Origin of the sequence: Methylobacter sp., from assembly GCF_036845245.1 — a bacterium.
In the GTDB taxonomy this organism is placed as follows: Bacteria; Pseudomonadota; Gammaproteobacteria; order Methylococcales; family Methylomonadaceae; genus Methylobacter_A.
Genome location: NZ_DAIUEH010000032.1, coordinates 1 through 21,333, shown reverse-complemented (window position 1 = coordinate 21,333; position 21,333 = coordinate 1). Strand labels below are relative to the sequence as shown.

Annotated in this window: 21 protein-coding genes; 4 read left to right on the top strand and 17 right to left on the bottom strand. The window is 47.3% G+C overall.

Annotated elements, in window-relative coordinates; translation table 11 throughout:
* Positions 1–59: 59 nt before the first annotated feature.
* From V7051_RS14710 to V7051_RS14655, 12 genes are all read right to left on the bottom strand, one after another.
* Positions 60–647 carry a hypothetical protein gene (locus V7051_RS14710; protein WP_333876194.1) on the bottom strand — a complete coding sequence of 196 codons (588 nt, stop codon included), beginning with the start codon at positions 645–647 and terminating at the stop codon, positions 60–62.
* A gap of 623 nt (positions 648–1,270) precedes the next feature.
* Positions 1,271–2,902: a sensor domain-containing protein gene (locus tag V7051_RS14705; RefSeq protein ID WP_333876193.1), complete on the bottom strand. Its 1,632-nt coding sequence runs from the start codon at positions 2,900–2,902 to the stop codon at positions 1,271–1,273.
* Complete coding sequence (locus V7051_RS14700) at positions 2,872–3,102, bottom strand: hypothetical protein (protein WP_333876191.1); 231 nt, start codon at positions 3,100–3,102, stop codon at positions 2,872–2,874. Before V7051_RS14700 ends, V7051_RS14705 begins: the two co-directional genes overlap by 31 nt.
* A gap of 84 nt (positions 3,103–3,186) precedes the next feature.
* The gene (locus V7051_RS14695) at positions 3,187–4,320 is read right to left on the bottom strand and encodes a toxic anion resistance protein (protein WP_333876189.1); all 1,134 of its coding nucleotides are present in this window, start codon (positions 4,318–4,320) and stop codon (positions 3,187–3,189) included.
* A 27-nt stretch (positions 4,321–4,347) separates the two neighbouring features.
* Positions 4,348–5,196 (bottom strand): 5-bromo-4-chloroindolyl phosphate hydrolysis family protein, encoded by an 849-nt coding sequence (locus V7051_RS14690; protein ID WP_333876188.1) that lies wholly within the window; start codon positions 5,194–5,196, stop codon positions 4,348–4,350.
* The gene (locus tag V7051_RS14685; protein WP_333876187.1) at positions 5,193–5,336 is read right to left on the bottom strand and encodes a hypothetical protein; all 144 of its coding nucleotides are present in this window, start codon (positions 5,334–5,336) and stop codon (positions 5,193–5,195) included. Before V7051_RS14685 ends, V7051_RS14690 begins: the two co-directional genes overlap by 4 nt.
* Before the next feature lie 59 nt (positions 5,337–5,395).
* Positions 5,396–6,745 carry a glutathione-disulfide reductase gene (gene gorA, locus V7051_RS14680; RefSeq protein WP_333876185.1) on the bottom strand — a complete coding sequence of 450 codons (1,350 nt, stop codon included), beginning with the start codon at positions 6,743–6,745 and terminating at the stop codon, positions 5,396–5,398.
* Positions 6,746–6,772: 27 nt separating this feature from the next.
* Positions 6,773–7,300, bottom strand: coding sequence for a peroxiredoxin (locus tag V7051_RS14675; RefSeq protein WP_333876183.1), 528 nt, complete (start codon positions 7,298–7,300; stop codon positions 6,773–6,775).
* 144 nt (positions 7,301–7,444) lie between these two features.
* Complete coding sequence (locus V7051_RS14670; RefSeq protein ID WP_333876181.1) at positions 7,445–7,888, bottom strand: DUF2383 domain-containing protein; 444 nt, start codon at positions 7,886–7,888, stop codon at positions 7,445–7,447.
* A gap of 212 nt (positions 7,889–8,100) precedes the next feature.
* Complete coding sequence (locus tag V7051_RS14665) at positions 8,101–8,616, bottom strand: hypothetical protein (RefSeq protein ID WP_333876179.1); 516 nt, start codon at positions 8,614–8,616, stop codon at positions 8,101–8,103.
* Between the two features lie 17 nt (positions 8,617–8,633).
* A complete protein-coding gene (locus tag V7051_RS14660; protein WP_333876177.1) occupies positions 8,634–9,041 on the bottom strand; it encodes a BON domain-containing protein in 408 nt (135 codons plus the stop codon).
* A gap of 666 nt (positions 9,042–9,707) precedes the next feature.
* Positions 9,708–10,700: an alpha/beta hydrolase gene (locus V7051_RS14655; protein ID WP_333876175.1), complete on the bottom strand. Its 993-nt coding sequence runs from the start codon at positions 10,698–10,700 to the stop codon at positions 9,708–9,710.
* A 329-nt stretch (positions 10,701–11,029) separates the two neighbouring features.
* Here V7051_RS14655 and mtgA point away from each other — a divergent pair, with 329 nt between their 5' ends.
* From mtgA to mepA, 3 genes are all read left to right on the top strand, one after another.
* Complete coding sequence (gene mtgA / locus V7051_RS14650) at positions 11,030–11,743, top strand: monofunctional biosynthetic peptidoglycan transglycosylase (protein ID WP_333876173.1); 714 nt, start codon at positions 11,030–11,032, stop codon at positions 11,741–11,743.
* 97 nt (positions 11,744–11,840) lie between these two features.
* A complete protein-coding gene (locus tag V7051_RS14645; RefSeq protein ID WP_333876171.1) occupies positions 11,841–12,737 on the top strand; it encodes an MlaA family lipoprotein in 897 nt (298 codons plus the stop codon).
* 45 nt (positions 12,738–12,782) lie between these two features.
* Entirely contained in the window at positions 12,783–13,622 is an 840-nt protein-coding gene (mepA, locus tag V7051_RS14640) for a penicillin-insensitive murein endopeptidase (RefSeq protein WP_333876169.1), read from the top strand.
* 16 nt (positions 13,623–13,638) lie between these two features.
* Here the strand turns inward: mepA and V7051_RS14635 are convergent, their stop codons facing one another.
* On the bottom strand, positions 13,639–13,854 hold the full coding sequence (locus V7051_RS14635) for a hypothetical protein (RefSeq protein WP_006894047.1): 216 nt from the start codon (positions 13,852–13,854) through the stop codon (positions 13,639–13,641).
* Positions 13,855–14,088: 234 nt separating this feature from the next.
* Entirely contained in the window at positions 14,089–14,688 is a 600-nt protein-coding gene (gene yfbR, locus V7051_RS14630; protein ID WP_333876160.1) for a 5'-deoxynucleotidase, read from the bottom strand.
* Between the two features lie 91 nt (positions 14,689–14,779).
* Between yfbR and ylqF the strand changes: the two genes are divergently transcribed.
* Positions 14,780–15,700, top strand: coding sequence for a ribosome biogenesis GTPase YlqF (ylqF, locus tag V7051_RS14625; protein WP_333876159.1), 921 nt, complete (start codon positions 14,780–14,782; stop codon positions 15,698–15,700).
* 269 nt (positions 15,701–15,969) lie between these two features.
* Here the strand turns inward: ylqF and V7051_RS14620 are convergent, their stop codons facing one another.
* From V7051_RS14620 to V7051_RS14610, 3 genes are all read right to left on the bottom strand, one after another.
* Complete coding sequence (locus V7051_RS14620) at positions 15,970–17,049, bottom strand: response regulator (protein ID WP_333876157.1); 1,080 nt, start codon at positions 17,047–17,049, stop codon at positions 15,970–15,972.
* A 68-nt stretch (positions 17,050–17,117) separates the two neighbouring features.
* The gene (locus V7051_RS14615; protein ID WP_333876155.1) at positions 17,118–20,279 is read right to left on the bottom strand and encodes an MASE3 domain-containing protein; all 3,162 of its coding nucleotides are present in this window, start codon (positions 20,277–20,279) and stop codon (positions 17,118–17,120) included.
* A 48-nt stretch (positions 20,280–20,327) separates the two neighbouring features.
* The gene (locus tag V7051_RS14610; protein ID WP_333876153.1) at positions 20,328–20,894 is read right to left on the bottom strand and encodes a response regulator; all 567 of its coding nucleotides are present in this window, start codon (positions 20,892–20,894) and stop codon (positions 20,328–20,330) included.
* Positions 20,895–21,333 lie beyond the last annotated feature (439 nt).

Below are 21,333 nucleotides of genomic sequence, written 5' to 3'. Positions count from 1 at the left end.
TGCGCTGAACAGAGTGAAGCGCCCCCTATGCCTCACCGCCGCTGGGTTGAGGAAAAGTATTACGCTAAAAACACAAAAATAAAAGCAATAGAAAAACTCAGCGTGCCGAAAAACATCGGGTCTTTCAAAAATCTATCAAAAATTCCAGTCAAGATAGCGCCGCCGAGGAGATAAAAAGGGAATACGAAGACAGTGGTCAAATGCCCCATATCGCCAGGGATATAATAAAAAATGAAGGTGTTAAGAAAGAAAAGGCTGGAAATATTGACGAATGCTTCAAGCAACAGCGCATCTATAGAGAGCACAAAAGCGAAAATATATGCTTCATGTTTAAATTTAAGGGCTTGAATTTTTTTCTGGACATAATAAAGATGATAGCCGTAGAGCGACCACTGGAAAAACGCAAAAATCGAGGTATCGCCATGATGTACCGGCGTTACCTGATATGTCCAAAGAGACGCGTCGAAAACCGCTCTACAGAAGCTATTGATAGCCACCTCGCTAATGCAGCCTATCAGGGCGAGCGTTCCTGAATACAGGTAGACTTCTTTGATTTTTATCTGCGTTGATCTATTGGTCAGAGCAAAGCTTGCGAAATAAACAACGGCAACCAAATACAAGAAAAAAATGCTGAGGTTTGTATCCATAAGGTAGTTCTATAAACGAGAGTGTAAAAATTTCCGTGTTACCCGCCGTTAAAAAACTCCCGGAAGTCGATCCTAATCAAGAATCATAAACTGTGATTTAAGGCGGGCTTCCAGCTGGCTATTCGATAGCCGGATAAACCACTTCATGGCCGACTGACAGATTTGCTTTGTATGACGCCAAGAACTCCGGGCGTGATCTGTGATGAGATAGAGGACATAGAAATTGTGTGAATTCTAAGAGAGAAACGAGCGACATAAAGTGTCTTCACGTCAACTTATTCTTTGGTGATTGTTTTTGACAACATTTTGATTATGTATAAAAAAGCCCACATAAAGTGGGCTTCGTCCGATTTTGTTTTTATATTTTATATGGACTACCACCGCCAAAAAACGGCAGCTTAATTTGTTGCGTTTATTATTGTTGTTTTACGGTCTTGCCGTTCACATTTCTTCCTAATTATAAGAGGACAATTTTTCAAATCGCCTCACCTTTCTCAAGGTGGGCGCATTCTAGTGGATTGAAAGCTTATTGTCCAGTAAAAGTGCGACAAACTGTCGCAGATCAGAAATTTGAATTCAGCCTTTGCGGCTTCGACAGCCGGATGACTTATAAGTCATGAATTTTAAACGCCGTTACGTCCCTTGTTTTGATCAGATAATAACTCGGCAAACTTAAGCGCCGGTAAGGGACGGCTTTTGATAAAGCCCTGATAAGCGTCACAGCCCGCTTTGCGTAAGAAATCCAACTGTTCCGTCGTTTCCACGCCTTCTGCCAGCACCTTGAACCCTAAGATATGTCCCATCGCCACAATAGTCGCTGCAATCTCCATGTCGTCAGTGTTATTGGGAATCTCAGCAATAAAACTCTTGTCGATTTTCAGCACATCCACAGAGAAACTTTTCAGATAAGCCAGCGACGAATACCCGGTGCCGAAATCGTCAATGGCAAGATGAATGCCTTGCATATGCAAGCTGTTGAGAATAACCGTCGTTTTGTCCTGATTTTCCATCAATCCGCTTTCTGTTATTTCCAATTCCAGTCGCTTTGCTGGAAAACGGGTTTCGGCCAGTACCTTTGCAGCCAAGGCATTAATATCGCTGCGATGAAACTGGTACGAAGAAACATTAACCGCGATGGTCAACGGCGGCAACTCCATGTCCAGCCACAGCCTACCTTGACGACAGGCTTCCCTCAGCACCCATTCGCCTATCTCCAAAATCAGGCCGGTTTCTTCGGCAAGGGAAATAAAGTGGACGGGTTCAATCAGCCCTTCAATAGGATCCCGCCAGCGCACTAACGCTTCTGCACCGACAATACGACTGCTGGCAATATCCACTTGCGGTTGAAAAAAAACGCATAGCTCGTGCTGTTCAATCGCTTTGCGCAGGCGCGCTTCCAATGCAATGCGTTCACGGACTATCACCGTCAGTTCTTCGGAAAAATAGGCAAAGCAGCCACGCCCCCTATCTTTGGCGTGATATAACGCGGCATCGGCATGATCCAGTAATATTTCAGAGCTGTCTCCGTGTTGTGGGTATAGGCTGATGCCAATGCTGGCGCCTATCCGCACATCGTCACTCTGGTTCAATTTAAAAGGTTTGCTTAAATCAGTGATAATTTTTTCAGCGACCCGGGCCGCATCATCCGGGTGAATAATATCTTCCAGCAACACGATAAATTCATCGCCGCCCAAACGGGCAACCATGTCGACATCGCGCAGTTGTCCGGTAATTCTTTCAGCGACTTGTTGCAATAGCGCGTCGCCCGCCTGATGTCCCAGACTGTCGTTGACGGCTTTAAAACGATCCAGGTCGAGCATCAGCAAGGCCAATTGCTTGCCTTCGCGGCGTTCCATGTTAATGCTGTGCTTCAATCGTTCCTGTAACAGCCGACGATTAGGGAGCTTGGTCAGTAAATCATAAAAAGCAAGTTGTTTGATCGCTTCTTCTGCTGATTTACGTTCGGTGATGTCGCGCAAGGCAATGACGTAGCCGGGTCGTCCGTCCCATTCCAGCGGAGCGGAGCGCATTTCCGCCCAGGCGAGTCCGCTCGAACGGATCAGATTTATGTCCTGATAGCTGTTTTTATCAGGATTCACCGGGACCGCCAGCGATTGACCGATTAACGGGCTGCGTGCCAACAGAATCTCGGCAGCCTGGTTGGCATAGAGTACGATGCCTTGGCTATCGACAACCAAAACGCCATCGGTGATAGTGTTGAGGATCAGGTCAAGCTTAGAAAGGTGGGTGGCCATAGTCCGCAAATGATCTTAAACAATGATGGTTTGTACGCCATTTCCTTCACTGAAAGCACTCGCGACAGCTTGCCGAGCAGTTTCAATACCGGTTCCGGCAAACATGGCGTCGCAAACAGATCTTTTTTCAAAGCTCTTTCCGGCGCGACAACATCAAAAATCCAGTATCCGGGATCGTAAAGGTTGGCGAACGTTGACATAAGTAGTTCGACCAGGCGGCGGTTTTTTGATGTTCAACGATACTCGCGTGGAGACTACTTATCGAATCCATCAAAAAACCAGCTTTAGCCAGTCGACTTTGCCTGCGCCGAAGCCAGGGTTTTGCGCAGTTCGGTTTCGCATTGTTCAAGTTGCGCGACCGCTTCTCTGCGCATCTTCTTACCATGATCGGCGATTTGCAGGCTTTCCTCTATCGTCGCGATTAACGCTTCATTGGCTTTTTTGACCGTTTCGATGTCGAACACGCCGCGCTCCAGCTGTTTTCGGGTTTCGGCGTTAGCCTGCTTCAAGTTTTCGGCGTTCGCGGCCAGCAGCTCATTAGTCAGGTCGGTCGCGGCCTTAACCGTTTCCGCCGCCTGCGAAGAACGGTAAATGGTCACCGCCGTCGCCAGTTGCTGCCGCCACAGCGGGACAGTGTTGACGATGGTCGAATTGATCTTGCTGACCAGCCCTTTATCGTTTTCCTGTACCAGGCGAATACCGGGCAGACTTTGCATAGCCACCTGCCGGGTCAGGCGCAGATCATGCACGCGCCGCTCCAGATCATCGCGGGCGGCGCGCAAATCGCGCAGGGTTTGCGAAGCAATGACTTCGGTGCTCGCTTCGGCCTGCCTGGCCTGCTCGGGAATGATAACTTCATCGAGTTCACGCAGCTTTTCTTCGCCGGCAGCGATGTAATCCTCAAGCGCATAGAAATAGTCCAGGTTGGCCTGATAAAGACGGTCCAGCGAAGTGATGTCGGTCAGCAGGTGGGTCTTATGCCGTTCCAGCTTGTCGGTGATGGCATCGATCTGTTTACGCACTTCTTCATATTGCTGCAAAAATTTAACGACCGGTTTCGCCTTGCCCAGCAAACGGTCGAAAAAGCCCTGCTTTTTGTTCGGGTCCAGGTCATCGACCTCGAAACCGCGTATCGTCGCCACCATTTCATTCAGGTCATCGCCTGCCGGGCCGATTTCCTTATTTTTAACGCCATCCAGCATGCGATCGGAAATCGAGGTCAATTGCTCCTGCGCCTTGCTGCCGAAAAAAATGATCGATTGGGTATTGGTGACGTCAATTTCGTTCAGCAATTTCTGGATGAGCTGTTTCTTCTCCGCCGGCACCTCGGCGAACGGGACCATTTCGGCTTTGACGCCGGGAACGATCTCTTTAGTCATTCCGGTCTCTGTTTGCGTCGTGGATGCTGGTTCACTCATGTCTAAATCCTCTGTCATGTGATGACATCAAAGGATGCCTTCCCGTTTGAGCTGCGAAGTTAAAACCTCAATTTTTACATCCAGGTCAAAAACATCTTCTTCCAGTAATTTTTGATGCTGCTCTTTAAATACCGATTCTATCGTTTCCAGCACATTTCGAAAATTCTGCTCCAGTTCCCCTGAGTGGGTTTGTTGGTGGGTTTTGGCGTAACCTTCCGTCACTTGCCGGGCACCGTCCAGATAAACATTAAGGAACTTGCGCGCACGCCGGAAATCGCGCGGATCGGCCGCAATTTCCCCCAAAATATTGTTGGCAACCTCGCAAATGCGTTCGATGCGCCGGTTTAACTCGGCATTTCGAATCCGGTCGTTGGCCAGCTCAATACTGCAGATGATGCGTGAGGAATCCTCAAGGGCTTTTGAAATTTCATCCCCGGAATAGCCATAGGCAGCGGTTATTTTGTTTTCATCACGCGGGTCCAGGCCGTAACTCAAATACATGCCCAGAAAGGCACCGCCTGCAAACATCAACGCTGCCGACAGCGAATGTCCCGCGCCCAGCCAAGCGATCATTCCTGTCGTTAACGCTACGATGACGGCGGCAATGGTTTTTAACGGGGTTTGAGGTAGGCGGGCAATGCGGCTATTAGCATAGACATGCTCAGCTTGCAGCCCCTTGCGCAAGCACCACGCGGCCAGCATGTAAAATGCAAAACCGGCGGCATTCACTGAAATATCCAGCACATGGCCTTTCGCCAATGAGATAAATGTCGCCGGAATCAGCGCCATCGGCAGGAAATAAAGCATTAAACCTCTCGGAGAATAACGTTGTAAGATATCCGAGACGGACTGTTTGAGTTTAGTGACGTGATTCATTGTTCCGCCTGAGAACGGCCGGCCGAAAAAACTTCAGCAGAACTGGACGGATCGGCCTTCACCATCGATTGACAGGTTGCAAGACCGATCGTTGCGACCAATACTATAAAACCGAGCAAGCTGCGTAATAGTCCGGGCATTGTTTTCATCTCCGATCAACATTAATTAAACTAGTGAAACCGCGCTGTTAACCCATCATTCAACATTTTTCACGCAACGTAACAAGCTCTTCGGCAGCAGTAGGATGTACGCCGATAGTCGAGTCAAAGACCGCCTTGGTCGCACCGGCTCGAATCGCAACGGCCATGCCCTGGATAATTTCAGCGGCGTCAGGTCCTACCATATGTATACCGACAACCCGGTCGGTGCTGCGCACCACGACCATCTTGATCAGGGCTTTTTCATCGATACCCGACAACGTATTTTTCATTGGCGTGAAACGGGTTTTATAAATGTCGATGTCCGGGTATTTTTCGCGCGCCTGAGCTTCGGTCAGGCCTACAGTACCGATATTGGGTTGGCAAAAAACAGCCGTGGGAATATTGTCATAATCGACCGGTTTCGATTGATCGCCATATAAGTTACTGACCAGGGCCATACCCTCAGCCAAGGCTACCGGCGTCAGGTTGACCCGGTTAGTGACATCGCCCAGCGCATAGATTGACGGCACAGTGGTTTGATAGTCAGCGTTGATTTTAATTGCACCTGCGCCGTCCAGCTCGACACCCAGCGCTTCCAACCCGAGTCCGGCTGAATTCGGCGTTCTGCCGGTAGCGTACATAACCATGTCGGTATTGATTTTTCTACCGTCAATAAGCCGCGCTACGAAAGTATCGGCCGCGCTTTCTATGGCTTCAATATCGGTATTAAGCAAGACATTAACCCCTTTCCTGATCATTTCATTGCCCAAAAAATCACGTATATCCTCATCAAAACCACGAAGCAGTTTGTGCCCGCGATGACAAAGCGTAGTGTCCACGCCAAAGCTATTAAGAATGCCGGCAAACTCCACGGCAATGTAGCCGCCACCGGCAATGACGATGCTTTTAGGTAATTGATCGAGGAAAAACATTTCATTCGAAGTAACGGTATGTTGTTTGCCGGGCATATCCGGAACAGACGGCCAGCCTCCGGTGGCAATGACGATATGCTTGGCGCTGTAGTGGACGCCATCGACAACAACGGTATGGGCATCAAGCAACTTTGCGTTGCCGGTAATAATATTGACGCCCGATTTTTGCAACTGATTGCCATAAACAGCATGCAGCCGTTCTATTTCCTGATTCTTGTTGGCGATCAGGCTAGACCAATTGAATGTCGACTCGCCTACCGTCCAACCAAAACCCGCTGCCGCTTGGAAATGATCTTTAAATTGAGAGGCATAGACCAATAATTTTTTGGGCACGCAACCGACATTAACACAGGTGCCGCCTAAGTAACGCTCTTCAGCAATAGCTACCCTTGCACCGTAACCGGATGCCATGCGTGCTGTGCGTATACCGCCCGAACCCGCACCGATTACAAACAGATCGTAATTATATTGAACCATTAAAGCTTCCCGGCCATAAAATCAGGCTCATTTGTTATGTTGTAAATAATCCAGCATGGTATCAACGTCGCTCGCAGTAAACGGATCATCCGGGCAATTATCGGCCCGGCCGGGCTCGCTGAATAATTTGATAATCTTTTTATCATCGACAAGCATTGAGTAGCGCCAGGAACGATAGCCGAAACCAAGATTCTCTTTTCTCATCAGCATTCCCATTGCCCGGGTAAAATCGCCGTTTCCGTCCGGCAGCATTTTTACATGCTTGATGCCCAAATGCTTGCTCCATTGGTACATCACAAAAGCATCGTTAACGCTCAGGCAATAAACCTCATCAATACCCGAATCGATCAGTTGCTGATACTTGGCATCATATCCAGGCAAATGCTTACTTGAGCAGGTCGGGGTAAAGGCGCCGGGAAGAGCGGCAACAACAATTTTTTTCCCTTTGAAAATATCATCGGTGCTGACATCCTGCCAGCGGAACGGGTTATCGCCACCGACGCTTTCGTCGCGAACACGTGTTTTAAAAATCACATCAGGTACTGTTGAAAGCATGTTATGGCTCCTGGTTTATTAGTTAACGCGAAAATTGGGGCGCGATGAAATTTTTATTTAAAATCCGGTAACGCATTACATAAAAACAGCGTGGACAAATAGTCCACGCTGAAATTAATTACAAACTGCATATAAACTGAAAGCCTAAGCAGCTTCGGCGTCCAACAGCCTATCCAATGTACGGATATGCGATTGCTGGGCAGGCAGCAGCTTTGTTTCAATTAAAGAGCGAATATCTGAAGGCAAGTCGGAATCCTGTAGCGCTTTCTCATAATCCTCTATGCCGTTTTTCTCCCCTGCCTGCAAAGCTTTTAGCGCAGTTTTTTTACCCAGCATATTAGCCCCTCCCTGTACTATTTCCGCCCAAGTACCCCACGCCCCGGAATCCTCAGCGGGCGTTCCTCCCAATTGACGAATTTGTTCCTGCAAAGTAGAAACCGCTTCTTTATGATCTTCATAAATTGGCTGTAAATACCCCGCGTCGCCTAATGAGGCATCTTCCTGAAGCTTATCCAAAGCCTGTTGATACGTTTGCGTTGCTGATAATTCGTCCTGCAGCAGTTTGTCGATTGATTCAATGTTATGCATAATAAAAACTCCTATTTTTGTTGATTACATGCAATAGCATCATCAAACTAAAGTTTTTTACTGATATCTCCTTAGTTGATGAAGCTAAAATTAGGGTGGGCAGATTGCCTGCCTACCACATTGATGAGTCCATACCCTTTAGCGTTGTAAACGATAAACAAAAAACCGTGCTCCAGCAGGCTACAATAACCTCGATAAAAGAGGCGCCCCTATCACACTGACTCTTCTTCAGTAGTGGAAATATCCTCTGCATGGGACCGCTCGAAGATTTCTTTCGCCTTATCGCGTTCCGCACTGCTTTCGGTATGGACAGAAATCAAGGCGTTTCCTCCCTTGATTTTTTCTTCATAACGCTTGGCCTCATACTCGGGAATGCCTATCCCGATTAAAGCGCCAGCCAAACTCCCGGTCGCAGCGCCTACTGCTGCGCCGCTTAATGCCCCCATAATGGGGCCTGCGGCGATAAACGGACCAACGCCCGGAATAGCCAGGCTCCCGATCCCCGCCAACCAGCCGAGCACAGCGCCAGTGCCTAATCCCACTGTCCCACCGATTGCCGCTCCTTCCGGCGCCTTGGTGTGTTTTTCATGAGCAAAATCCCTGGTCGTGGATTTGTCGGGAAACAGCACAGATATATCATTGTTTGAAAAACCGGCTGTCTTCAGCTCATTAACAATATTTTCTGCCTGATCGATACTTTGAGCGATACCAAAAACTGCTTTAGACATGACATTCTCCTCGGCCTTTACGGCGCTTTAATTTCAAGTTGATTGTTGACCTTAACGACACCATGCGTTTGTGTGGCGATTTGTTGGAGCTTCAAATTTTCGGCTTCGCTTTCAACAGGTCCACGCAAGGTTACTATCCCGTTACGAGTGATGATTTTTATGTTTTTCGCATCGACCGAGAACGATTTATCCGCAACCACCGCTTTACGTATCTTAGCCGTGACTTTGACATCACTTTTAGTTTCCTTCTGATCTTCCGGCGTCAAAGTAGTGCCTTGTTTATCTCGAACATTGCGCTCGGTATTTTCCGCTGGCGAGCCTGCTGCCAGATAGATCGCAGTATTTTGTTCGGCTTGAGCATTGCCGGTCATCAATATTGCTCCTCCCACTAACGTGAACATAACTAACAATAATCGTGTACACATACTGATCTCCTTAATAGTGAATGTTTTTTCAATATAATTGAATGGCATCTTTGCCCCTTTATCCTTCTGAATCAGCCAATACTGATCCGCTTTATCTAACGATCAATGGCTCGTTAATAAGCTGTGAAATTAATCCGCTGTCGCTCTATAAAATCTGTAACCGGGCAACTCAAGGCTGATGCATTAACAAGCGGCCTCAAAAAAATCAGCCGATTGACTTTGGCTTACATTCCAACATGTTGTTAAAGAACATGATGATGCAAGTTAATAATAACTTTACTGGAAAAAGCTTGTTAGCGTCGGTGCGGTGTCGCACACATAGATGATCTGTTTATATGCCCGGACTCAGGCTGCTTTGAAATATTTAGAGCGTGTGACAGTGAATTGAAGCTGTGGAGTTCAAAGCTTGCTTTGCCTACAGGGCCGATATTTGCTCCTCGGTAACGCACATGGAGCGGAAGCATTGAAAACTGTTGGGAGGACGTGCTATGTGCGCCTAAGCTCCCAAGGCGCGCGCAGCACGCCCTAAGGCTGAGGATTTTATCTCTGGGATCGATGTTGTCTGTCTATTGTAAGAATGCAGGAGCAATTGCCGAGTTCAATTTTTCTTGTCGACAATGGCTAACATCAGGGCGATCAATTCAACGGCGAATGTTAAAAAGACCTTTAACCGCTACTTAACAATTGCCGCGCCCGATTATCCGCGCCTGACGGAAGTTTGCCGGGACTGGCATTAATCCAGGCGGCTATATCTTTCCATGCGGTGGAAGCTTGCAAATCGCGTAACAGCATGTGGTAACCGTATGGATAAATCGCCACGGTTTTTTCTGCCGGGTTGGTCGCAAGAAAACGCTGCAAGAAAGCATAAGTCGGCTCCTTGGGGATAATTTCATCTTTTTCGCCGTAAAGCATCAGCGTATTACCGCGCAGCAATGTGGCGCTGTTAAATGCGGCGTCCATCAAATCAGTCAACCCGTACACCGTTTCCACGCGAGTCGCTTTAATAACCAGCGGATCACGGCCCATTGCGCGCAGCATATCGATATTATCCGACGCCACGACGTGTACGCCCTGCCCTGTCAAGGTCAACCAAGGCAGGCTGTGCGCCAGCGTCCAAAGCAAACCGGTTTGATACCAGGGCATCGTTGATCTGGCCCATAACGCCGGAGCGGCGAGGATAATGCCCGCAACTTCCGGCATATCGGCTTGGCTCATCGCGGTAATGACTATCGCACCGCCCATGCTTTCGCCGAGCAAATAAACCGGTTGTTTAGGGTAGCGTTGTTTGATCAGACGCACCAAGGACTGTAAGTCTTGGGTATAGGTCTCGACTCCCGCCCATAATCCGCGCTTTGGAGCCATGCCGAAACCGCGTTGATCGTAAGCGAAACAAGCAATACCCTGTTTGCTGAAATATTCTCCCGGCGTATCAAAAAAACGGCTGTAGTCGTTAAAACCGTGCAGCGCGATAATGACGGCATGCGCTTCTGTTTTTGGTAGCCAATGACGTAACGGCAAACTCGCGCCGTCTTCTGTCAGAAAAGTGGTCTCGCCAAGTTGAGCGGTATTGTTTTTTTCACCGGGCGGATAAGTCATCGGCATACAGCCGCTTTGGGTAATCAGTAACAAAAGAGCAGTGAGTGTGTATCGGAGTTTCATGCGTTTGGATCAAATCTATACAAAGGACTATTATCGTCCTAAAAACGGCGGTTAGTCCACGAAAAACCGGAAGATATTAAATAAGCCGGTTTGTTATATCGGTTAGATCATCAGTTTGCTATGTCTTTGAATATTTTTGTGCTTTTTATATCGTGTGCCGACATTTACTTTAGGCTTTCATGGCTCAATTAACTTTTCCGGATTAATACTCATGCCAAATTTCGACAGTATTGTTTCCAGCTATTAAAACCCCGGCTAAGGCTTTATCATATACACAAATGCAGCACATAACCCTATAAGCTACCCCCACTCTTAACACTCTTTGTATTTTGGCAAGACAATCCCGTTATCCCGGCAAATTCCGCTCATTATCCGTTAAGGGAATACTGCGCAAAGTTACGCTTTATCTGCTATTCACTTTCCTGGCGTCATCGATCGGCTTGTGTGTGTTGTTACGTTGGATGCCTGCGCCTACATCCGCGTTTATGGTGTACCGGCATATTGAAGATTTAATGGACGACGGTTCGTTTAAGGCTATTGAATATTCATGGGTCGGGGCAAAAAAAATATCGCCTTATGCCTCTTCAGCCGTTATTGCGGCGGAAGACCAGCGCTTTTTTCAACACTCGGGTTTTGATTTACATTCGATACAATCATCGATTGATGTCTACATGGATGGCGGGCGGCTGAGAGGTGCAAGCACTATTTCCCAGCAAGTGGCCAAGAATTTATTTTTAACACCGTCAAAAAGCTTCATCCGGAAAGGTATGGAGGTATGGTTCACATTATTGATCGAATCACTGTGGAGTAAGGAGCGGATATTGCTGGTTTACCTGAATATTGCCGAATATGGCGACCATCTATTCGGCATAGAAGCCGCAAGCCAACACTATTTCGGCATCCATGCAAACCAGCTCAGCCGATCGCAAGCCGCATTATTGGCTGCAACCCTGCCGAATCCGATGCTGCTGCGAGCGGCGCGGCCATCAAACTATTTACTTAAACGGCAGCAGTGGATACTTCGGCAAATGCAAAATCAGTGAGACTTTTTAAGGCTTGTGTCTGGTATAATCCGCAAAAAAATAATAACTGTTCGATACAGGCTTCCAATCACCTCAACACTAGTAGTAGAGATAATCCATGAGTATGCAAAAATCCATCATCAACACTCGTTTATTAATGAGTAGCTTGGCTATATCAAGTGTGCTTGCGGGTTGTGCGACCACATCAACGGTTAACGAAAATGATCCTTGGGAAGGCTGGAATCGCGGCGCTCAAGAATTTAATGACGATCTCGACAAGAACGTTGTAAAACCAGTGGCGAAAGGCTATTTGTGGGTTACCCCGAAATTCGTTAATGAAGGCATAACCAACTTCTTCAGTAATCTTAATGACATTGGTGTGACCATCAATGACTTTATGCAGCTTAAATTGACACAAGGCGGTATGGATGCCGGTCGTTTCCTGATCAATACGACGGCCGGTGTCGGCGGCTTTGTCGATGTGGCAAAAATGATTGACCTTCCTAAACATAATGAAGATTTCGGACAGACGCTGGGCTTTTGGGGCGTCCCGACCGGTAATTATCTGGTCGTGCCATTTTTGGGGGCAAGCTCACCCAGGGAAGTTGTCGGGACTATCGGTGATGCGTTAATGAATCCACTTACCTATACCTTTGTATTTGCCGGTAGCGGTGCTGCTGTTAGCGCAGTCAATACAGGAGCCAAAGCGGTTGATGTCACCGATACCCGCGCCGATTTAATACCGACTGAAAAAATCGTTAATGAAGCTTCCGGCAATGATCGCTATTCTTTTATCAAAAACGCTTACCAGCAGCGTCGTGAATACCTGCTCCATGACGGCAATGTTCCTGAAGAAAATGAACTGCAACTGGAAGATGAAGCGACAACTGAAGGTACGGGTACTGTAAAAACAAACAGCGCTTCATCGGTAAGTACCAATAATCGCCCCGGCTCAGCGCCGGTTATTGATAACTCCAAGCATTTTTTGGACTTATCAGCGCCCGTTAAGAAATAAGCCTTACAATGGGCGGCCTGTTCAACCGGTCGCCCCGATTCTAAAATGAAATTTTCAATATTCATCCTGTTATTGAGCATTTTCTCCGAATGCTCTTCATCGCCTACTGACAATAGCTGGGCGATGGTCAAACAAGCCGCACAAATCGGCGATAGCGCCCAAAGTATTGGTTCTTATACAGCCGGTTGTTTAAGCGGTGCGGTTTCGTTACCTCAGAATGGCACGGGTTATCAATTGATGCGCCCTACCCGAGGCCGGTCTTATGGTCATCCTGATTTGATACGATTTATTGAGAGCATAGCCAAAACCACGCATTCACAGCACTGGGGCGTCTTGTTGATCGGCGACTTGGGACAAGTCCGCGGCGGTCCTACCCCAAGCGGACATCGCAGCCATCAAACCGGACTCGACGTCGATATCTGGTATTTATTGTCGCAACAGGCTGAAACCCGGATCCTGGCGTTTAATGAACGCGAAACCTGGAGTTCTCCGTCAGTGCTTGCCGCCCAATCGGATGCCATTGATGATAACCAGTGGTCGCCGGCTCATGAAAAAATTCTTGAGACCGCGGCACGCAGGCCCGAAGTAGACCGCATCTTCGTCAACCCCAGCATCAAACGCCTGTTATGCACACGTAAGTCGGCCCATGACTGGCTAAGAAAAATTCGACCCTGGTGGGGGCATGACGATCACTTTCATGTGCGGCTCAAGTGCCCATTGAATAACAAAGACTGCACCGGACAAGAACCACTGCCTGAAAGCGATGGTTGCGACGCCTCACTGGCATGGTGGTTCTCGGAAGAAGCAAAAACTCCGGCTCCCGCAGCCAAAAAACCTGGACCGCCGGTACTGCCTGCCTTATGCGATGTTGTTTTAAACAAATAACGCTTGAATAACCGGACTAAATCAAACCTTTCTCATCCCGGATCGGAACGATAAAGCCGAGTCCGTCATCCGTTGCAATAAACTCGGACAACTCCAGCCGCAGCTTATCCAGCGCCTCATCAAGTGTTTCCTGCTTTACCTGATGAAACGAAGGCAGCATTGTCGATGCGTTATGGTATTTTAGAATATCCAATAATATTCTGGCTTGCTCAATAGTGTATCGATGTTTCACAACTTCTCCATGGGTACTGCACCGTGTAAATTTATCCAAATGTCCACTCATACTGTATAGATTCCAATTTGTTTGTACGTAATCTGATTTAATTTGAAGTTTAGGCTAAAAATCCCATCAGTTCCTTGAATTTTCATGATGTTGCCTATTCTAATTAAGAAAACACATTATAACTTGAGACGCCCATACTAAAAAACTCGCTTTACCGGCCACCCAACCCAACTTCAAATAGTCTCAATAGGTTTTCATCAATCCATCCAGTGTCAATCCGCAACTGGGCGCAAATGCTTTCATAAAAAAAGTAACTTCCGGCTGCTCTGATGCAGCAATAATTAAAGCCAGTTGCTCGGCAGCGGTTTCAAATTCCGCATTGCCGGCTTTTAATTCGGCTTGGCATTTGAGATAGGCCGATATTTTATCGGCCGCCTTAATGATCTGTACATGCTCCGGCGGCATCCTGTCGTGCTGAATCAGCACCTGAAAATCAGCCTGCAACTCTATCGGTAAAAGAGCCAGTAATTCTATCTCCGCCTGTTTTTCAATCTGCTTGTAAGCCGTACTGATTTCTTCAGAGTGATATTTGATCGGCGTAGGCAAATCGCCGGTAATGACTTCAGTAATATCGTGATACAAAGCCGCAGCAGCAATGGCGTTGGCATCAACATTCCCGTCATAATAGCGATTTTTAATCAAAGCCAGCGTGTGGGCGATGACTGACACTTCCCAGCTATGCTCCATCACATTTTCATCATGCGCATTACGTTTTAATCCCCAGCGTTTAATCCATCTTAATCGCGATAAATACGCGTAAAAACTACTTGTTATTTCTTTCATGATATCGATTACTAAGGCTTGTCTGTATTTATAGCTGTTGATTATAGGGTTATGGTGTTTAAATAGTCCACTTTGGTTACAGCTAAACATCATGCTTATTCAGTGGTATCCCGGCCATATGCACAAGGCCAGCAAAGAGGTCAAAGAAATCCTGCCACAGGTTGACCTGATCATAGAAATTCTGGACGCGCGCATTCCATTCAGCAGCCAAAATCCGATGCTCGCTGCCCTGCGCGGCGACAAGCCTTGTATCAAGGTACTTAGCAAAAGCGACCTTGCCGATCCAGCGATTACGCAACAATGGCAAACCTACCTGGAACAGGAACAAGGCGTGAAAACCTTGGCGCTGACCATAGAACAGCCCGAAAAGATGCGCCAATTGACCGAGCTGTGTCACAAGATGTTGCCGAATAAAGTCAGCAGCGACAAACCGATCCACACCCTGATTATTGGCATACCCAATGTCGGCAAGTCCACGCTGATCAATATCCTGGCCGGAAGAATGATAGCCAAAACCGGAAACGAACCGGCCATCACTAAGCACCAGCAACGCATTGACATAGGCAACGGCATTATTCTTTTGGACACGCCCGGCATGCTGTGGCCCAACGTCGAAAATAAAAACAGCGGCTATCGGCTGGCGACCACCGGCGCGATCAAAGATACTGCCATCAGTCATGACCAAGTCGCCTTCTTCGCGGCTGAATACCTGTTACAGCATTATCCGGATTTACTACAAGCCCGCTTTCAGCTGGAGCAAGTGCCGGAAAGCGAGCAACAGCTTATGGAGGCCATCGGCAAAAAACGCGGCTGTCTACGCTCGGGCGGACGCATCGAAATGGATAAAGTGTCCAAAATCCTTCTATCTGAATTACGCGCCGGAACCATCGGCAGAATCAGCCTGGAAACGCCCGTCATGATGGAAAAAGAAATGGCCGAGCTGATTATTATTCGTGAGCAGAAAGAGGCCAAGAAAAAAGCCCGGAAAGAAAAATGGAAGAAGTCAGGCTAGCTGATGCAAACATCTATACTTCTGCCTAATGAGTTATTTTTCCATTTAAATCAATAAGCCGTTCCATAGCATTAAAACGGCAAATGCCGATTAATTCACGGCTTCCAGCCGGTCGATTAGATAATGCGTCAAGGCGGATTCATTATCCGCCAGTATTATTGTCACTTGATGAAGACTCTGAGTTCGGTTTATTGCATTCGGCGGATATAACAGCCTCCAGTCAATATCTTAACATTGCAGGATTTAAGCAGCGCTCTTCCAAAAATATATTAGTTCCAATCCAGAACGCCAGTCCTGCCGATATAGGCAAATAAATCGCTGCCCAGATCATCATCCATACTGTGCGGCAATTCAAGGTCTTGAGGCCGTTGGCGCATAATATCGACAAATACGGCGGTGAGTTCAGGATCGCGCCAACCCTTGACCGCTTCCTCTTCCAATATATCGATGACCTGCTCGCTGGACATGGCGGGCTTATAGGGACGCTCGTTGACCAGCGCATCATAGATATCGGCAATTTGAAATACCCGCGCCAACAACGGAATGTTTTTACCTATCAAACCGTCAGGATAACCGCTACCATCCCAGCGTTCATGATGGTGACGAATGATGGGCAGAGTCAGCCGCATGCTCTTGAGGCCATCAACCAGGCGAGCGCCAATTTCAGGATGATGGCGCATAATTAACCATTCTTCTTCGGTCAGCTTGCCCGGTTTAAGTAGGATGCTATCAGGAATGCCCAATTTGCCAATATCATGCAAGACGCCACCCCGGCGCAGAGCTATCAGATATTCGGGACTCAAGCCAAGGGCCTCGCCTAACACCACACTGATGTGAGCCAAACGGGAACAATGGTCACCGGTATTTTTATCTTTGGCCTCCACCATACGGGCAAGGGCGAACAACATGGATTCGGCACTATCGAGCTGATCAGTAAGGCGTTTGTGATTAACCGCACTGTCAAGACGGGCGATCAGTTCCTCGGGTAAATAGGGTTTACTAATAAAATCGCTGGCTCTGGCATGTAAACTGGATGACAATCCATCGCTACCGCTGGTGCCGGTGACCATGATAACCGGCAATAATTCCAATTCCAGTTCACTGCGAATGTGTCTGCACACCTCATTACCATCCATGCCTGGCATTTTTTTATCCAGCAACACGGCATCGAACGATTGTGTGGATAATAATTGCAATGCCTCAACGCCCGACGATGCTTCGGTAACAGCATATTTCGGTGGTTGCAGAATCTCCCGTTCCAATGCTCTGTGCATGGAATCATCATCGACAATTAATACCCGATAGGGGTAGCCCGCAATAATAGCCTGAAGCTCGTTATTTTCAATCATGTTTAAATCTCTTTTAATCTGCGACTGGAGATAGACGGCAACACTAGCTTATCCGAATGTAAGTGTTCTTAACCGAGTTCTCCCGCCAGTACTTCCAACAGTTTTTTTCCGTCGACAGGTTTATTGACATAACATCGAATACCCAGGCGTTTCGCCTCATCGGCATCAATCTTGTCACTATAGCCGGTGATCAGAATGACCGGCAGCTCCGGTTTAAGTGCAAACATAGCGACAGCCAGTTGAGCGCCGCTCAGATAAGGCATGGTCTGGTCGGTTAGAACCAGGTCTACGCCTTCCGGATCAAGCTGGAAAGCAGACAATGCGCTGACAGGATCAATAAAAAGAGTAACCAGATACCCTTGCTCCTGCAGCAACTCCTGAAAATAACCGGCCAAAGACTCTTGGTCTTCAACTATCCAAATACGCCATTGCTTGGTCATAGGAGCAATCGGTTTAGAAATAGGGGATTCTGGCGTAGCCGTTTCGGCATCGGTAATGGGAAATAACAGCCTGAAACAAGTACCTTGCGCAAAGCTGCTTTCCAACAACAGATGAGCATTGTTTTTTACGACTATACCTTGCACCATGCTTAGCCCGAGCCCCGAACCTTTGCCAACTTCTTTAGTGGAAAAAAAGGGATCGAAAATACGTTGTTCTACATCGGCTGGAATACCGTTACCGCTGTCCTTTACTTCCAAGACCACATAATCCCCGTTGATATTATCCTGGCAAATGGCGCAGGCTTTATCGTTAATCCTGACTCGCTCCAAGGTAATGTCGATACAACCTTGCTCACCAATAGCATCGCGAGCATTGACGGCCAAATTAATCAGCACCTGCTGTACTTCAATCGGATCAATCCGCACTAAAGGGATATCAGGCCCAATATGAGTCAGCACTTCAATACCTGCCGGAATAGCCGCGGATAACAGAGCTACCGTTTTTTCGACCTCGGCCGCCATATCCAGAGGAACGCTTGCTACGACAGAAGAAGTTCGGCTATAGGCAAGCATCTTGGCAACCAGGTCACGAGCCCGTTCGCTGGCGGATATAACTTCTCCCAAATAACGCGCCAGTTTATCCGAAGGGTCGGACACGCATCGTTCCAAGGCAAGGTTGGAATAACCGAGTATAGCGGCAAGAATATTGTTGAAGTCGTGGGCAATTCCTCCAGTCAGTTGCCCTAGCGCCTCCATTTTCTGAGCTTGTTGCAACTGTTGCTCCAACAACTTACGTTCGGTGATATCAGTGAACGAGATGCGAATCACGGGAGATGACAAGGTATCCCGACGTTGGCAATCCATAAGCGCATGAAAAACCGTACCGTCATCACGCTGAATGAGAAACTCACCGTTTTGCTTGTCACTGTGGCTCAGCGTAAGCCGATTATGCAAGTACCAGCGGTCACATTCCTTGGGATGGAGAAAAGAGCCTATCATACGGCCTATGGCTGCCTTTTGATCCACCCCCAGCAGCGTAGCGCCGGTAAGATTAATTTCAGTAATTTGTCCCTTATCGGTGACAGTGAGATAACCAATCGGGGCAAAATCAAACAGATCTATATAACGATTGCTGGTTTCTTGCAGTGCATTTTGAGAGCGTTCCAACTCATTATATTGAGCCTCCTGCTCGGCCCGTTTCTCTTCGAGTTCATTGGTAGTCGAGTACAGCTCCTTTAACATCAGAACGCGCTCAGTAATGTCGACAATAGCGGCCACACCTCGCATTATCCGGCCCTCTTCATCACTGAGAGCGACTACGTTCAAATGTATCCAAATTTCATGGCCGTCTTTGTGAATATAGCGTTTTTCAGTAACGTATTCATGCGCTTCTCCGTTCGCCATGCGTCGAATACCCTCCATGTCTGCTGCTCTATCATCCGGATGAGTGATCATCGCAATGGTCGTTGACAGTAGTTCTTCTGCAGAATAGCCGGTTATCTGGCAAAACTTTGAATTGACACGCAAAAACTTACCCGCAGACAGATCAGTTTCCACTATGCCGATTGCGGCGGTTTCAAAAATCGCCCGAAAACTTTTCTCGCTCTCCTGTAGCGCCTGTTTCGCCTTCTTACTCTGGGTGACGTCATCGTAGATAGCAACAATATCGTTATTATCCAAACGATAGAGATAGTTTTCCCGCCAACCGGCAATACGCCCATCCTGATAATATTTAGCAGGAAAATATTCCGGTTCGCCGGTACGCCAAACCCGACGCAACACATCAAGCAATCCAAAATCAGAAACACCGGGAAAAAGTTGCGTCACCCGCCTGCCGATAAAATCGTCCCTGCTTATTTTCTCAGTGCGTTCCGTTGCAAAGTTGACTTCCATAAAAATGAAATCATTGCCGTTATCAACCTCTTGGTAAATCGCACCGCAGGAGGTCATATTTTCGAATAATTGGCGGTATCTTGTCTGCTGTTGTTCTATTTCATGATAAGAAGCCTGAATAATACAAACGAATACGGCCCGGTAAAGGAGAAAATCACCAATGATTTTGTAAATATGGCCTAATATATTAAAAGTGTCGCCCGTTGTTTTATAGGGGGTAAAAAACACCTCGCTCATAATAAAAACCATGGCGGCCATAAAGAAATAAATTTTCCGGTTGCCGGCATCCCTATTTTGCCAAAAACGGCTTGCAGCAATAACCAGTAAGACAACGATGCCCCACTCACTGACTACCTTGAATTCCGTTAAACCCTGACCTTCAATAAAAGTGCGCGGCAGAAAGTCAGATTGATGAAAAAGCACTAGCCAGTAAATTAGCAGCGTATATAAGCTAAAGCCAAACAACAGCGCATAACGGATGTTCGGCTTGCGTAAAGGGGTTGTCGACATGAAAGAGGCAACACAGAGTGCAGACGCAACGATCAACCGGGCCGCCAACCAGAAAAAAATATCCTTTTCCGGAGAGGATGGCGTAACAAAATCAGGCATTCCTTGGTAAGAAAGCGTATGACCAAAATCCAGCAAGCCGGAAGCCAACATGGCACAACCCAACATCGTTATCTTAACTGAACGGATTGGCGATAAGCTGTGCCAGGTCACGCCAAATACCATGAATGCGACCAAAACCGAGGAAAACTCCAACAATGTATGGAGGGGCAAGAAGTCGCGTGACAGTATCACGAAATAAGTATCGGGCATCACAAAGGACACAATTGCCACTCCGGCCAATAATGCCAACAATATGCCCGATACCGGAAGAGTAATGCGCTTATCCATGAGCTACCTCATCAAATCATTGATACATAATAATTTACAGCCTAAGTTTTATGACAAATCGGCCTTTAGCAATCCAAGAAGAAATTTGGTATCCAGCGGTTTGGAAATACAGACTTCTGCGCCGACTTCAAGAATACGTTGTTCATTTTCCGGACTCATATGCCCGGTCATGGCCATCACGCGAATATTACTGGTCTCCGGATCAGCTTTAATCCGGCGACAAACTTCGAACCCATCCAACTTCGGCATCATCAGATCCAACAAAATGATGTCCGGTTCGAAGCTATGCACTTTGCTGCCGGCCTCGAATCCATCAGCTGCGGTGTCAACTATAAAAGGTTCGTCCAAGCCGGTCAGCCATTCAACGAGAAATCCGGCAACCTGTCTGTCGTCATCCACAACCAGCACCCGCAAATCGTTACGTTGTGGCACCGCTTTATACTGTTTGGAAAACTGTTCCACACTCTCGCGCAGAAAACGTCGGTGTCCTCCGGGCGTTGTTTCAGAAGGTAACAAGCCTTTTTGAGCCCATGCGCGTACTGTAATGGGCGACACCATCAATAGCTCGGCCACTTCGCTGGGTGTTAAATAAGGTTTGCTGTCATTACTTGCCATAGCAGAAAAATTCCTTGTCGGTTAGCTGGGTTTCAGTAGTAATCATATTCTTCAAATCATCTTAGTGCTGCTGCAAGATGTATTGATCTTTTGTATTTTTGCCTGGTGGCAGGTTAAATCGATAAACTGACCAGTATATCGCTTAAATCCGTTAAGATTTAAACATCTTCCGCCCCACTAACCATTAACATCAATGAACACCTCATAACCTAAGAGCTTAGCAAAAAGTTAGCGTGTATTGATCCAAATCCATTTCCGGTCTCTTCAAGAACCTGCATCTTCCGGGTTACTAATTGTCGGCTACAAATGTAAGTTAAATATAAGGTTCTTCGACTTGTCCATTAGAATATTGCCTGGCCTGTTCTTGCCTTAACTTTACTATTTTGAAAATGCGCCACCGACTGATCCAGTATCGAAATAATCTCTTCGCAACTGATCA